At 73.6% G+C, this 14,311-nt stretch carries 14 protein-coding genes; 9 read left to right on the top strand and 5 right to left on the bottom strand.

Annotated features, from left to right (window positions below; translation table 11 throughout):
- Positions 1 to 169: 169 nt before the first annotated feature.
- From pucL to ACFRQN_RS06090, 5 genes are all read right to left on the bottom strand, one after another.
- A complete protein-coding gene (gene pucL, locus ACFRQN_RS06110) occupies positions 170 to 1,090 on the bottom strand; it encodes a factor-independent urate hydroxylase (protein WP_074004302.1) in 921 nt (306 codons plus the stop codon).
- Positions 1,091 to 1,122: 32 nt separating this feature from the next.
- Entirely contained in the window at positions 1,123 to 1,458 is a 336-nt protein-coding gene (gene uraH / locus ACFRQN_RS06105; protein WP_380738586.1) for a hydroxyisourate hydrolase, read from the bottom strand.
- Positions 1,459 to 1,563: 105 nt separating this feature from the next.
- Positions 1,564 to 2,067 (bottom strand): 2-oxo-4-hydroxy-4-carboxy-5-ureidoimidazoline decarboxylase, encoded by a 504-nt coding sequence (gene uraD / locus ACFRQN_RS06100; RefSeq protein ID WP_380738584.1) that lies wholly within the window; start codon positions 2,065 to 2,067, stop codon positions 1,564 to 1,566.
- Positions 2,068 to 2,315: 248 nt separating this feature from the next.
- A complete protein-coding gene (locus ACFRQN_RS06095; protein ID WP_049653753.1) occupies positions 2,316 to 2,696 on the bottom strand; it encodes a helix-turn-helix domain-containing protein in 381 nt (126 codons plus the stop codon).
- On the bottom strand, positions 2,693 to 2,947 hold the full coding sequence (locus tag ACFRQN_RS06090; RefSeq protein WP_063780213.1) for a thiamine-binding protein: 255 nt from the start codon (positions 2,945 to 2,947) through the stop codon (positions 2,693 to 2,695). The genes ACFRQN_RS06095 and ACFRQN_RS06090 overlap by 4 nt, the downstream gene beginning before the upstream one ends.
- A 272-nt stretch (positions 2,948 to 3,219) precedes the next feature.
- On the opposite strand from ACFRQN_RS06090, the gene ACFRQN_RS06085 reads away from it, so the two are divergent.
- The 9 genes from ACFRQN_RS06085 to ACFRQN_RS06045 all read left to right on the top strand — a co-directional run bounded on the left by ACFRQN_RS06085 (position 3,220) and on the right by ACFRQN_RS06045 (position 14,311).
- Positions 3,220 to 4,065: a TIM barrel protein gene (locus ACFRQN_RS06085; protein WP_074004304.1), complete on the top strand. Its 846-nt coding sequence runs from the start codon at positions 3,220 to 3,222 to the stop codon at positions 4,063 to 4,065.
- 107 nt (positions 4,066 to 4,172) lie between these two features.
- Positions 4,173 to 5,060: a 2-hydroxy-3-oxopropionate reductase gene (locus tag ACFRQN_RS06080; protein WP_375873446.1), complete on the top strand. Its 888-nt coding sequence runs from the start codon at positions 4,173 to 4,175 to the stop codon at positions 5,058 to 5,060.
- 441 nt (positions 5,061 to 5,501) lie between these two features.
- Positions 5,502 to 6,644, top strand: coding sequence for a glycerate kinase (locus ACFRQN_RS06075; RefSeq protein ID WP_380738581.1), 1,143 nt, complete (start codon positions 5,502 to 5,504; stop codon positions 6,642 to 6,644).
- A 147-nt stretch (positions 6,645 to 6,791) separates the two neighbouring features.
- Positions 6,792 to 8,198: an allantoinase AllB gene (allB, locus tag ACFRQN_RS06070; RefSeq protein ID WP_380738579.1), complete on the top strand. Its 1,407-nt coding sequence runs from the start codon at positions 6,792 to 6,794 to the stop codon at positions 8,196 to 8,198.
- Positions 8,199 to 8,208: 10 nt separating this feature from the next.
- Positions 8,209 to 9,405 (top strand): allantoicase, encoded by a 1,197-nt coding sequence (gene alc / locus ACFRQN_RS06065; RefSeq protein WP_380738577.1) that lies wholly within the window; start codon positions 8,209 to 8,211, stop codon positions 9,403 to 9,405.
- Positions 9,406 to 9,521: 116 nt separating this feature from the next.
- Positions 9,522 to 10,982, top strand: a complete 1,461-nt coding sequence (locus ACFRQN_RS06060) for a catalase (protein WP_380738575.1) — start codon at positions 9,522 to 9,524, stop codon at positions 10,980 to 10,982.
- 251 nt (positions 10,983 to 11,233) lie between these two features.
- Positions 11,234 to 12,013 carry an IclR family transcriptional regulator gene (locus ACFRQN_RS06055; RefSeq protein ID WP_074004310.1) on the top strand — a complete coding sequence of 260 codons (780 nt, stop codon included), beginning with the start codon at positions 11,234 to 11,236 and terminating at the stop codon, positions 12,011 to 12,013.
- 244 nt (positions 12,014 to 12,257) lie between these two features.
- Positions 12,258 to 13,175, top strand: coding sequence for a metal-dependent hydrolase (locus ACFRQN_RS06050; RefSeq protein ID WP_049657802.1), 918 nt, complete (start codon positions 12,258 to 12,260; stop codon positions 13,173 to 13,175).
- A 47-nt stretch (positions 13,176 to 13,222) separates the two neighbouring features.
- Positions 13,223 to 14,311, top strand: coding sequence for a PDR/VanB family oxidoreductase (locus ACFRQN_RS06045; RefSeq protein WP_380738573.1), 1,089 nt, complete (start codon positions 13,223 to 13,225; stop codon positions 14,309 to 14,311).

Raw genomic sequence — 14,311 nt, 5'->3', positions numbered from 1 at the left:
GGGTGGGGGTGGAGGTGGAGAAGAACTAACTGGTGCGGGTGGTGCCTGGTGATGGGGCCGGTGGGGCGGCCCGCCCGGCCGTCCGGTCCGTGGGGACCGGGGGATGCGGCGATTCCGGGCGGCGTCCACCTGGTGGTGCGGGTGCTGAGGGTGCCGAGGGCGGGGGAGGTCAGGCGACCGGGATGACCGGGACGACGCCCTCGCGGTGCACGGTGCCCTCGATCAGGCCGTACATGCGGTCCGCGGCGAAGTAGACCTCGTTCTCGTTCTTGAGGCCGAACGGCTCCAGGTCGACCAGGAAGTGGTGCTTGTTCGGCAGTTCGAGGCGGACCTCGTCCACCTCGGCGCGGTTGTTGAGGACCCGGGTGCCCATCGCGTGCAGGGTCTGCTGCAGCGAGTAGGAGTAGGTCTCGGCGAACGCCTCCAGCAGGTGCCGCTTCACGTGGGTGTAGGAGCGGTTCCAGTTGGGCTGGGCCTCGCCGTCCCGGCCGCTGTAGCCGAACTTCCAGCGGGCGGTGACCTGGGTGGCGAGGATGCGGTCGTACGCTTCCTGGAGGGTGGTGTAGCCGTCCTTGATGTAGCCCCAGAACTCCGAGTTGGTGGAGTTCATGACGACCAGGTCCTTCAGGCCGGATATGACCTGGACGGACTCCCCGTCGTAGACGATCTCGCTGGTGCGGACCTCCTGGCCGTTGCGGACGAAGGAGTGGCCGACCTCCTCCGAGCCGATGAAGCGGGCCGAGCTGTCCGGCGTCCGGATCCGGTCCCAGGAGTACTCCTCGATCCGGATCCGGGCGCTGTGCACGACGCCGCGTTCGGTGTCGTCGACGAAGTGGCGGGCCAGGAGGATGCCGAACGCCTCGGCCGACTCGATGCCGTGCTCCTTGGCGAAGGCGTAGACGGTGTTCTTGGTGGTGTCGGTGGGAAGGCAGTTGGCGTTGGACCCGGTGAGGTGGACGTCCTCGAACTCGCCGCGGAGCGAGACCGAGACGTTCAGGTCCTTGATCTCGTGCCGGGTGGAGTCGCGGTGGATCCGGACGATGCGGTTCTCCGCCTTGCCGTACTGGTTCTGACCGAGCACGTGGGCCATGACGTGGCTCCTAAGCTTTCCAGGTCGGTCCACTAGCTTCCGCGGTAGACCGAGTATCCGAACGGGTTGAGCAGCAACGGCACGTGGTAGTGGTGCTGTTCGGGCGCGACCGTGAAGACGATCGAGACCTCGGGGAAGAACGGCGGCTCGGCGTACGTGGACGCGGAGTACGCGCCGGTGTCGAAGAGCAGCCGGACGACCGAGCCCGCCTCCACGGCCGGCAGGTCCTTGACCCGGCCGTCGGAGTCCGTGGCGGAGGTGCCGAGCACCTGCCAGCCACCCTCGGTGTGCAGTGCGAGCTCGACCGGGACGCCTTCGGCCGGTCGGCCGAGGCTGGTGTCGAGCACGTGGGTGGAGATGCCAGTCATGGGTGAAGTGACCTTACTGATGGCAGAGGTGATGGTGCGTCAGCATCAGTGGATGCCGGAGGTTTCTGGCAAGGAGAATGGGAGAGAGCGCGATATGACGGAGCGTCAGGAAGCGTCGAGCAGACGGTCGAGCCGGATGTCGTTGATCTTGCGCAGCTCCCCGCGGACGATCTCCGCCTCGGTGGCGGCGTCGTTGGGGTGGCGTTCGCGCAGGGCGGCGAGCATGCCGACCGCGGTGCGGCCGGTCGCGCAGATCAGGAACACGTGGCCGAACTTGGCCTCGTAGGCGGCGTTGGCCTCGTGCAGCGCGTCGAGGACCGCCTGGTCCACGCCCTGGATTCCGGCCTGTTCGCGCTCGGAGACTGCGTCGCCGACTGTCGGCCTGCCGATCCGGGCGTGGCCGGCCATCGCGTCGCGCAGGTCCTCGGTCGTCAGTGACGCCATGGCCGCCGCGTTGGCGGCGAGCAGGGTGTCGCGGTCGGACCAGGGCCGGGCCGCGGCGACCGCGGCGGCCCAGCGGGGGCTGGAGCAGACCTCCAGCAGGATCCCTTCCAGTGCCGCGGCATCGGTCGCGGCCAGGACGTCAAGGGTGTGGGGGTGGTTGGTCACGGGTGGACCTCCTGAAGAGTGGTGCCACCCGGAAAAGCTAGATCGGCCCCACCCGGCCGTCAACACTTTGTTGAACGGTTGGTGGTTACGTTTTGAACCGGGCCCCGATGCCGGGCCCTTTCGTGTGCGATTCGCCAAGTGTGCCCCGCCGCAGGCCGATCCGGTCCTGTCGTGTCGGCGGGGTCACCCGTTCGGAAGCCCCCGGGGCGGGGGCGCGCACACGCCCCGGAGGGCGTCGAGCCGGAGTGTCAGGACGACTTCGCGCCGTCCTGGCGGTTCAGGTAGTTGTACACGGTGAAGCGGCTGACGCCCAGGGCGGAGGCGACGGTCTCCACGCCGTGGCGGACGGTGAAGGCGCCGCGCTCCTCCAGCAGGGCGACGACCCGCTGCTTCTCCAGGCGGTCGAGCTCGGCCAGCGGGCGGCCGTCGAACTGCCGGGTCATCTCGGCGAGCAGCCGGTCCAACGCGCTGCTCAGGTGCGGCAGTCGGACGGCCAGGGCCGGGGTGCCCTCCCACTCCAGGACCACGTCGTCGGGCTTCGCCTCGTCCAGCGGGACGTGCGTCGCGCCGACCGCGGCCAGCAGCGGCTTCACCGCCGCGGCGAGCGGGTGTTCCACGTTCTCGGTCACGGCGTACCGTCCTCCTCGCCCAGCACGCTGACCTGGACCGAGATCCGGGTCGCCCCGGCGTCCAGGGTCTCCTTGAGCAGCTTGGTCACCGCGGCGAGGACCTGCTCGGCCCCGCCTTCGGCACCGGTGCCGAAGGGGCCGACCGAGACGTCCAGGCCGGCGTCGTCGACCACCCGGCGAGCCGCCGCGGCGTGCTCCGGGAACGTGTCCAGTTCGAACGGTTCTGTCGTGAACTCCACCATCAATCGCACGGGGTCACTGTAGCGAGCGGGGGTGCGGGCGGGCAGGGGTCGGGGGATCGAACGGTCCGGCCCCCGCGGACGGCGCGCCGCCGGTGTGGCCTCGGTGTGCCCTCGGGGCTGCCCCGGCGTGCCCTCTGGGCGCCCGGCAGGGACCCTCGGGGCTGCTTCAACAAAATGTAGCGACTCCCTTGACACCCGCTCGGCGGGCCGGAGATGCTTCCACCACACAGAATCCCTCTTCCGGATCGTGGAAGTTGCGGATGAAGGAAGAGAGATGAGAGGTGAGCGACGTGACGGCGGCTGCCAAGCACGGCTTCACGGTCAACCTGTCGATCCTGTTCGGCGAACTGCCGCTCCTGGAGCGCCCCGCCGCGGCCGCCGCGGCCGGCTTCACCGCCGCCGAACTGTGGTGGCCCTTCGGTGCGGAGCACGACCCCTCGCAGGCCGAACTGGACGCGCTGCGCAAGGCGTTCACCGACGCCGGCGTGCGGCTCACCGGCCTCAACCTCCTGGATGACCTGGGCAAGGGCGCCCGCGGAACCGTCTCGGTGCCCGCCGAGCGGGACCGCTTCCGCGCCAACCTCCCGGTCGCCGCCGAACTCGCCGCCTCGCTCGGCGCCACCGCGCTCAACGCGCTGTACGGCAACCGGGTCGAGGGCGTCGACCCGGCCGAGCAGGACGCGCTCGCACTGGAGAACCTGGTGCTCGCCGCGCGGGCCGCGCACGGGATCGGCGCCGTCCTGCTGATCGAGGCCCTGAACAGGGCCGAGTCGCCGGACTACCCGCTGGTCTCGGCCGCCGCCGCGGTCGAGGTGGTCGACCGGGTCAACGCCGCCACCGGCCTGGGGAACGCCAGGTTCCTCTGCGACCTGTACCACCTGGCCAGGAACGGCGAGGACCTGGCGGCGGTCATCGACACCCACGCCGACCGCATCGGCCACGTGCAGATCGCCGACACCCCGGGCCGCAACGAGCCCGGCACCGGCGAGCTGGACTTCGAGGACCTGTTCGCCCGGCTCACGGCCGCGGGCTACGCGGGCTCCATCGGTCTGGAGTACCGCCCCTCCGGCGGCGTCAGCGCCGACAGCTTCGGGTGGCTGCCGCGCGAGCTGCGCGCCGCCCAGTAGCGGAGCCGCCCGGCGGCGCGCCGCCGGGCAGTGCCCGGTTCGAGCGGGGGGCAGCGCACCGCCGAACCACCCGACCTCCCACCCGCACACGTAAGGAACTCGACGCGATGAGCCGCAAGATCGCCTTCATCGGCCTCGGCATCATGGGCAGCCCGATGGCCGCCAACCTGGTCAAGGCCGGCCACCACGTCACCGGCTTCAACCTCACCCGGCCGCCGATCGACGCCCTGGTCGCGCTCGGCGGCCACGGCGCCGGCAGCATCGCGGAGGCGGTCAGGGACGCCGAGGTGGTCATCACCATGGTCCCGGCCGACCCGCAGGTCGAGCAGGTCGTCCTGGGGGAGGGCGGCGTGCTGGAGAACGCCAGGCCCGGCACCCTGGTGATCGACATGTCCTCGATCACCCCGCAGACCTCGATCAGGGTCGAGGCCGCCGCCAGGGAGAAGGGTGTCCGCACCCTGGACGCCCCGGTCTCCGGCGGCGAGGCCGGCGCCGTCGAGGCCGTCCTGTCGATCATGGTCGGCGGTGCGGCCGAGGACTTCGCCGAGGCCAGGCCGCTGTTCGACGCGCTGGGCACCACGGTCGTCCACGTCGGCCCGGCCGGCGCCGGCCAGACCGTCAAGGCCGCCAACCAGCTGATCGTCGCGGTCAACATCCAGGTGCTCGCCGAGGCCGTGGTGTTCCTGGAGAACGCCGGCGTCGACCTCGCGGCCGCGCTGGACGTGCTCGGCGGCGGCCTGGCCGGCTCCACCGTGCTCAACCGCAAGCGGGCGAACATGCTGAACCGCGAGTTCGCCCCCGGCTTCCGGATCGACCTGCACCACAAGGACATGGGCATCGTCACCGACGCCGCCCGCGCCGTGGGCGCCGCGCTGCCGGTCGGCGCCGTGGTGGCCCAGCTGGTCGCCTCCGCCCGGGCCAACGGCGACGGCTCGCTCGACCACTCGGCGCTGCTGCGCGGCGTCGAGCGGCTCTCCGGGCGCGAGGTCGCGTAACCGCCGGGGGCTCCCGCGCGGAGCCCCCGGCCCCGAACTCCTCCTGGTGGCGTGTACCTATCCGGTCGTGCCCGCGCCGCCAGGAGGCCGGACCCGACCGGCGTGCGGGCCGGGGCTCATCCGCCCGCCCGTCGGTCGATCCAGGCCGGTGACGCGTACGTCCCCCTGGGGGCACTTCGGTCGTGCCTGGTACGCGTCGCCAGGCTCCCTCCCCGCCGCGGGGAGCTCCTCGTACGTCGGAAGCGGGACGAGGGGGACGGCGGGGAGGGGGCGCATCCTCCTGGAGCGGGCCGCTCCGGACACCACGGCCTCCCCGACCGCCTCGGCCGCCCCGGCCGAGGCGCTGGCCACCCGGAGCACCCGGGCCCATGCTGGACGCACGTCAGCCGGACGCACGTCCCGGAACCACCGCCAGACCCGTACGGAAGCGAGGAGCGCGCCATGCCCCCCACCCCCCACCAGGGCCATGTGGTCGTCGCCCCCGACAAGTTCAAGGGCAGCCTGGAGGGTGCCGAGGCGGCGGCCCGGATCGCGGCCGGCATCCGGCGCGCCGCGCCCGGTACCGAGGTGCGCGAACTGCCCGTCGCCGACGGCGGCGAGGGCACCCTGGCCGCCGCGCTCGCGGCCGGCTTCAGCCGGGTCCCGGCCAAGGTGGCCGGCCCGACCGGCCTGCCGGTGGACGCCGCGCTGGCCGTCCGGGACGACACCGCCGTGGTCGAGCTGGCGCAGGCCTCCGGCCTCGCCCGGCTGCCCGGCGGCCGCACCGCCCCGCTCGCGGCCGGGTCCTACGGAGTCGGCCAGTTGATCGCCAAGGCGGTCTCGCTCGGCGCCAAGCGGATCGTGCTGGGCCTCGGCGGCAGCGCCTGTACGGACGGCGGTGCCGGCATGGTGCAGGCGCTCGGGGCACGGCTGCGCGATGCCGGCGGGGCCGAACTGCCGCCCGGCGGTGCCGCGTTGCGCCGGCTCGCGGAGATCGACCCCGGCCCGCTGGCCGAGGTGCTGGGCGGGGTCGAGGTCGTGGTGGCCTGTGACGTGGACAACCCGCTGCTCGGGCCGCGCGGCGCCGCCGCCGTCTACGGCCCACAGAAGGGCGCCGACGGCGGGGACCTGGTGGTGCTGGAGGCGGGGCTGACCCGGTTCGCCGACCTGGTCGCCGAGGCCACCGGGCGGGACGTCCGGGAGGCGCCCGGTGCCGGCGCCGCGGGCGGGGTGGGCTTCGCCGCCCTGGCCCTGCTCGGCGCGACCATGCGCCCCGGCATCGAGCTGCTGCTCGACCTGCTGGGCTTCGACGGGGCCGTGCGCGGGGCACGCCTCGTCGTGACCGGGGAGGGGTGTCTGGACGCCCAGACGCTCCACGGCAAGGCCCCGGCCGGAGTCGCCGCGGCGGCCGCCCGGGCGGGGGTCCGGGTGGCCGCGGTGGCGGGCCGGCTGGAGCTCTCCGAGCCCGAGTGGCGGGCCGCCGGCTTCACCGCCGCGATCGCCCTGACCGACCTGGCCGAGCGGCCGGGGGAGAGCATGACCAGGGCCGCCGAGCTGGCCGAACTTGCGGGGGAGCGGCTGGCCGAGGAGCTCCTGTCGCACTGAACCCCGGTGCGTGCGCGACCTTCCCGCGCGGTGATCCCTCGGACGTTCCTCCATTGACGTTTTGTTGAAGGCGGGCCTAGGCTCCCGGCAATCCCTCGCCTCCCCCGTGTTCCGACACCCTCGACTCCCAGGTTCCGGAGGTCCCCCATGCCTTTCAGCCAGCCGACGGTGATCCGCTCCCGGCGGGCGGTCCTGCCCGACGGCGAGCGCCCCGCGGACGTGCTGATCCAGGACGGGAGGATCGCCCGTACGGCCCCGCACGGCTCGCTCGCGGCCCGCGAGGTCGAGCTCGTCGACCTCGGCGACACCGCCCTGCTGCCCGGCCTGGTCGACACCCACGTGCACGTCAACGAGCCCGGCCGCACCGAGTGGGAGGGCTTCGCCACCGCCACCCGGGCCGCCGCGGCCGGCGGCGTCACCACCATCGTCGACATGCCGCTCAACTCGATCCCGCCCACCACCACGGTGGCGGGGCTGGCGCTCAAGCGGAAGGCCGCCGACGGCCAGGCCTGGGTGGACCTCGGCTTCTGGGGCGGCGCCGTCCCCGGCAACCTGGCCGACCTCGAACCGCTGCACCAGGCAGGGGTGTTCGGCTTCAAGAGCTTCCTCGCCCCCTCCGGGGTGGACGAGTTCCCGCACGTCGAGGCCGCCGACCTGGAGGCGGCGCTGGCCGAGCAGGCCAGGATCGGGGCGCTGGCGATCATCCACGCCGAGGACCCGGCCGTGCTCGCCGCCGCCCCGCAGCAACCCGGCGTCCACTACCGGGACTTCCTGGCCTCCCGGCCCGCCGACGCGGAGACCGCGGCCGTCGCCCGGCTGCTCGACACGGCCCGGCGCACCGGTGCCCGGGTGCACGTCCTGCACGTCTCCTCGGCCGCGGTGCTGCCGCTGCTGCGGCAGGCCCGCGAGGACGGCGTACGGGTGACCGCCGAGACCTGTCCGCACTACCTGACCCTCGCGGCCGAGCAGGTGCCGGACGGCGACACCGCCTTCAAGTGCTGTCCGCCGATCCGCGACGAGTCCAACCGGGACGCGCTCTGGGAGGCCCTGGGCCGCGGCGAGTTCATCGCCGTCGTCTCCGACCACTCGCCGTCCACCCCCGACCTCAAGCTGCTGCCCGAGTACGGCGGCAGCGGCGACTTCGCGGCCGCCTGGGGCGGGATCGCCTCGCTCCAGCTGGGCCTGCCGGCCGTCTGGACCGAGGCCCGCCGCCGCGGCCACACCCTGGCCGACGTGGTGCGCTGGATGTCCGCCGGACCGGCCGAACTGGTCGGCCTGAGCGGCACCAAGGGCGCCATCGCCGCCGGCCACGACGCGGACCTGGTCGCCTTCGACCCGGACGGCGGGTTCGCCGTCCGCGCGAGCGGGCTGCACCACCGCAACCCGGTGACCCCGTACGCGGGCCGGACCCTCACCGGCGCGGTGCGCGCCACCTGGCTGCGCGGCCGCGAGGTGGACCCGGCGGCCCGCCCCTTCGGCCGGCAGCTCGCCCGGCCGCAGGCCGACCCCACCCGCTTCACCACCGCCACCCCCATCCCGTCCGAACGCGCCTAAAGGAGAGTCAGTGACCACTGCCGACACCCCGAGTGCTCCCTTCACCGAGCTGGTCGACCTGGCCTCCCGACTGCTCGGGGCGGGCGTCGTCGCCACCAACGAGGACACCTTCGCGGACGCCGAGAACCTGCTGGTCGCCAAGCCGGCCGAGTTCCGCCCGCACACCTTCGGCCACAAGGGCCAGATCATGGACGGCTGGGAGTCCAAGCGCCGCCGCGGCGTCTCCGCCGACCAGCCGCACCCCACCGACGAGGACCACGACTGGGCGATCGTCCGGCTCGGCGCCGCCGGGGTGGTCCGCGGCGTGATCGTGGACACCGCCCACTTCACGGGCAACTACCCGGAGACCGCCTCGGTCGAGGCCGCGTCCGTCCCCGGCCACCCCTCGCCCGAGGAGCTCCAGGACGCCGAGTGGACCACGATCGTGCCGCGCACCGCGCTCGACGGCGACACCGCCCACGAGTTCGCCGTCGCGGACGGCACCCGCTACACCCACGTACGGCTGAACATCTTCCCGGACGGCGGGGTCGCCCGGCTGCGGGTGCACGGCGAGGTGCTGCCCGATCCGCGCGAACTGGACGGCCTCACCTTCGACCTGGCCGCCCAGGAGTACGGCGGCGTGGCCGAGGCGGCCTCCGACCGCTACTTCTCCTCCCCGCACAACCTGAACGCTCCCGGCCGCGCCTCCGTCATGGGCGACGGCTGGGAGACCCGGCGTCGGCGCGACAAGGCCAACGACTGGGTGCAGATCGCCCTGGCCGGGGGCGGTGAGGTCCTGGCCGCCGAAGTGGACACCTCCTACTTCGTCGCCAATGCCCCCGGCTGGGCCGACCTGATCGGCTTCGACGCCTCGACCGGGGCCGACCCGGCCGACGGCGAGTGGTTCGAACTCCTGCCCCGCACGCGGCTCCAGCCCGACACCCGGCACCGCTTCCGGCTCGCCGCCGGCCGCCCGGTGACCCACGTGCGCATCAACGTCCACCCGGACGGCGGCCTCGCCCGCCTCCGGCTCACCGGCCGCCTCACCGGGGCCGGCCGCGCGGCCCTCGCGCTGCGCTGGTTCAACGCCCTCCCGGCCGCCGAGGCCGTCGAGGCCCTCACCGGGGCCGGTCTCACCGCCGACGAGGCCGCCGCGCTGACCGCCGCCCGCCCGGTGGCCGACCCGGCCGCGGCCGCGACCGTCGTCCGGAGCCTGCTCGGAAACTGACGACCCGTCGGATCCGCTCGTCGGGAACCCCAGGGAACCTTTTCCGGCGAACGGATCTGACGATCCGTCACCTCACTCTCCACGCACCGCGCTTATCGACACCTGAAGGACCCTCCATGCCCAAGATCCTGACCACGGAGTCCGGCGCCCCGGTCGCCGACAACCAGAACTCGGCCTCGGCCGGCGAGTACGGTCCGCTGCTGATCCAGGACCAGCACCTGCTGGAGAAGCTGGCCCGGTTCAACCGCGAGCGCATCCCGGAGCGGGTGGTGCACGCCCGCGGCTCCGGCGCGTACGGCTACTTCGAGGTCACCGACGAGGTCGCGCGGTACACCCGGGCGGGCTTCCTCTCCGAGGTCGGCAAGCGCACCGAGGTCTTCCTGCGCTTCTCCACCGTGGCCGGCAACCTGGGCGCCAGCGACGCGGTGCGCGACCCGCGCGGCTTCGCGCTCAAGTTCTATACCGAGGAGGGCAATTACGACCTCGTCGGCAACAACACCCCGGTGTTCTTCATCAAGGACCCGATCAAGTTCCCCGACTTCATCCACTCGCAGAAGCGCGACCCGTACACCGGCGTGCAGGAGGCGGACAACGTCTGGGACTTCTGGGCCCACTCGCCGGCCTCGACCCACCAGATCACCTGGCTGTTCGGCGACCGGGGCATCCCGGCCTCCTACCGCCACATGAACGGCTACGGCTCGCACACCTACCAGTGGGTCAACGCCGACGGCGACGCCTACTGGGTGAAGTACCACTTCAAGACCAACCAGGGCATCCGCTGCCTGGACGGCGACCAGGCCGCCGAGGTGGTCGGCGGCGACGCCGACTCGCACCAGCGCGACCTCCACCAGGCCATCGAGCGCGGGGTGTTCCCGTCCTGGACCCTCTACGTCCAGCTGATGCCGGTCGCCGAGGCCGCGGACTACCGCTTCAACCCCTTCGACCTCACCAAGGTGTGGCCGCACGCCGACTACCCGCTGGTCAAGGTCGGCCGCCTGGTGCTCAACCGGAACCCGGAGAACGTCTTCGCCGAGGTCGAGCAGGCCGCGTTCTCGCCGAACAACTTCGTGCCCGGCATCGGCCCGTCCCCGGACAAGATGCTCCAGGGCCGCCTGTTCGCCTACGCGGACGCCCAGCGCTACCGCCTCGGCGTCAACCACACCCAGCTGCCGGTGAACGCCCCGCGCGCCACCGAGGCCGCCAACTACGGCCGGGACGGCCAGATGGCCGCCAACAGCGCCGGCCGCGGCAGGAACTACGAGCCCAACTCGTACGACGGTCCGGTCCAGACCGGCGACGCGACGGCCGCGCCGGTCAAGGTGAGCGGCCACACCGGCACCTACACCACCCCGGCGCACACCAAGGACGACGACTTCTTCCAGGCCGGCGAGCTGTACCGGCTGATGTCGGAGGGCGAGAAGACCCGCCTGGTCGGCAACATCGCGGGCTTCCTGGCGCAGGTCTCGCGCGACGACGTGGTGGAGCGGAACCTCGCCCATTTCCACGCCGCCGACGAGGAGTACGGCGCCCGACTGGCCGCCGCCGTCGCCAAGTTGCGCGCGGGCGACGAGGGCTGACCCGCCCGCACCGTCCGCACCACCCTCCGCACCGCCACCCTCGCGGCCGCCGGGCCCGTACCCGGCGGCCGCGGAACGGGCCCCTCCTCCCGGGCAGTGGGGGAGGGGCCCGTCGCGTCCGCCCAGGTCGGCCGGTGGGCCTGCACGGATTGTCCACGGATATGTACGGACGGCAGTCGTCGGAGCCGCCGGGTCGATAGGCTGGTGTGCGCCCGCGGTCGCTCCGTGGGGGGACATCGGAAGGGGACGACATGTCGACACCAGCCCCGGGTCGTCACGCCGCGCTTGACCAGGGTCCGACGGGCCCGTTCACCTCCCTGCAGCACGCCCTCAGACTGCTGGAGGCGGTCGACCGCCACTCCGACGGAGCCACCCTGGTGGCCCTCGCCCGGGAGACCTCGCTCGGGCTGCCGACCGTGCGCCGGCTCGCCGAGATCCTGGAGGTCGAGGGCTACCTCCAGTGCCAGGACGGCGGTTGGCTGCTGGGCGGCACCTTCGCCCTGCTCGGCCAGCACAACCGGGAGCAGCTGGTGAAGGCCCGGCTCAACCGCAAGCTCGCCGAACTCCGGGACGAGTTGGGCGCCGCCGTGTACTTCACCCGGTACCACGACGGGGAGTTGTCGGTGGAGGCGGTCTCGGCCGCCGACTACGCCCCGGCCGTGCAGGAGTGGGTGGACTTCCGGGCCACCGCGCACGCCAGTGCGATCGGCAAGTGCCTGCTCGGCCAACTGGACGCGGACGCCCGGCGCGACCACCTCTCCCGGCACCCGGTCGCCCGCCTCACCTCCCGCACCGTCGTCGACGCCGACCAGCTGATGCACCGGCTGGAGCGGCAGCCGGCCACGGTGCCGGTGCTGGACATCCAGGAGTACGCGCTGGGCACGGTGTGCGCGGCCGTGCCGATCACGGCGGGCAGCACGGTCGGCTGCCTGGCCACCTCGATGCCGGCGGACAACATCCACAAGCTGAAGGCCGCCGCCGAGCTGCTGGCGGCCCGGGCGGCGCCGCTGATGCTGGCGATGGCGGTCTGACGGCGGGGCGGCCGTCGCGCGCGTGACGTCGGGGAGGCCCTGCCGGGAGACCGGCGGGGCCTCCCGCGTTTCCCGCCTTTCCCCACGGTGTCCGATGGCGTCCGGCCGCGCGCGTCGCCCGACGGTGCGCGTCACTTATTAGACTCGATGTCGATAAGGGGTGCCGAACCCCTTGTCCCGATGGCTACCCGCGAGTACGTTTCCCTGGAGCCGAGCCGCCGCCCCCAGGTCAGGAGGGCCTGCCATGCCCCGTTCCACCCCCGTCCCCGCCCTCGCCGCGCCCGCCGCACGCGTGCACGAGAGCCTCGTGCTGGAGCCCCGGGACGTCCGCTTCGACTGGTCCCGGCTGCCGCTGCACTGGATCCCGGACGAGCCGATGGCCACCCACGTCATCAACGTGCTCCACCTGCTGCTGCCCGAGGGCGAGCGGTGGTTCGTCAAGGTGTTCAAGGAGGCGCTGCCGCTCATCCGGGACGAGCAACTGCGCGAGGAGGTCCTCGGGTTCATCGGCCAGGAGGCCATCCACGCCGAGGCGCACCAGGAGGTCCTGGACCACCTGCTCGGCCAGGGGCTCGACCCGCGGCCGTACGTCCGGCAGATCTCCTGGCTGTTCCAGCGCGTCCTCGGCGACAAGCCGGGGCTGTCGCCGGCCCGGCAGCGCGAGAACGTCATCGAGCGGGTCGCCTTCATCGCGGCGATCGAGCACTTCACCGCCTTCCTCGGCAACTGGGCGCTCAACTCCCCGGGCCTGGACCGCGCCAAGGCGGACCCGACGATGCTGGACCTGCTGCGCTGGCACGGCGCGGAGGAGGTCGAGCACCGCAGCGTCGCCTACGACCTGATGGTCCACCTGGACCCGGGCTACCTCCGCCGGGTGCGCGGAATGGCCGTCTCCGGGCCGCTGCTGGTCCACCTCTGGGTGCGCGGCGCCCGGTTCCTGCTCGCCGCCGACCCCACCCTGGCGGGGCGGCTCAAGCCCACCTGGCGGGAGGCCGGCCGGATCGCCAAGCGCGGACTGCTGCCGGACCCGGTCAAGTCGGTCCGCTCCGGGCTGCGCTACCTGCGGCCGGGCTACCACCCGACCCAGGAGGGCTCGTCCAGCCAGGCGCTGGGCTACCTCGCCGCCTCCCCGGCCGCCCGCGCGGCCGCCGGGCGCGGCTGACGCGGGCGACAGCCCCCTCTCCCCCCTCACCCCAAGGACCCCGCCGGATGGACCCGCTCGCCCCGCCCCCCGACCTCTACGGCCGCCCCCGCGCCGACGGCTTCATGCGCCGGCTCACCGCCTTCGGCGACCGCTACTCCCCGGCCCTCGGCAGCCCCCTGCTGCGCCGCAACCCCCGGCGCCCGCTCAGCCGCCCCACCCCGCCGCTCCAGCTGGTCGTCGCCGAACGCCGCCGACCGGCCGCCGACGTCGTCGAGTTGCGGCTCGCCGACCCCTCCGGCGGCCCGCTGCCCGGCTGGCAGCCCGGCGCCCACCTGCGCCTCGTCCTGCCCTCCGGCCGCGAGCGCCACTACTCCCTCAGCGGCGACCCGGCCGACCGCGCCGCCTACCGCATCGCCGTCCGGCGGCTGCCCGAGGGCGGCGGCGGGTCCGTCGAGGTCCACGACGCCCTGCACCCCGGCACCCGGCTCACCGCCCGCCGCCCGCGCAACGGCTTCGCCTTCTGCGCCGAGCCCGCCGTCCTCCTGCTGGCCGGCGGCATCGGCGTCACCCCGCTGCTCCCGATGGCCCGCGAGGCGCAGCGGCACGGCCTGGACTGGCGCCTGGTGCACGTCGGCCGCAGCGCCGACACCCTCCCGTACACGGACGAGCTGCGCGCCCTCGACCCGCACCGGGTGGTGCTGCGCACCGACGACGAGCACGGCGGCGTCCCCACCGGCGCCGAACTGCTCGCCCACGCCCCGCGCGGCGCCGCCGTCTACTGCTGCGGCCCGGCCCCGATGCTCTCCGCCGTGCAGCGCGCCCTGGACGGTTCCCCGGCCGCCTCCCTGCACTTCGAGCGCTTCGGCGCCGCCCCGGTCACCGACGGCGAGCCGTTCGCCGTCCGGCTCGGCACCGACGGCCCGACCCTCGACGTCCCCGCCGACCGCTCCGCCCTGGACGTGCTGCGCGAGGCCCGTCCGGACCTCCCGTACTCCTGCCACCAGGGCTTCTGCGGCACCTGCGAGGTCCGCCTGCTGGCCGGCTCGCCCGACCACCGGGACCGCAGGCTCACCCCCGAGCAGCGCGCCGCCGGCGCCCTGCTGCCCTGCGTCTCCCGGGCCGCCGAGGGTGAGACCCTCGTGCTCGACCTCTAG

The organism is Kitasatospora sp. NPDC056800, from assembly GCF_042789775.1.
Classification (GTDB): Bacteria; Actinomycetota; Actinomycetes; order Streptomycetales; family Streptomycetaceae; genus Kitasatospora.
This window is presented reverse-complemented; position numbering and strand designations above follow the sequence as displayed.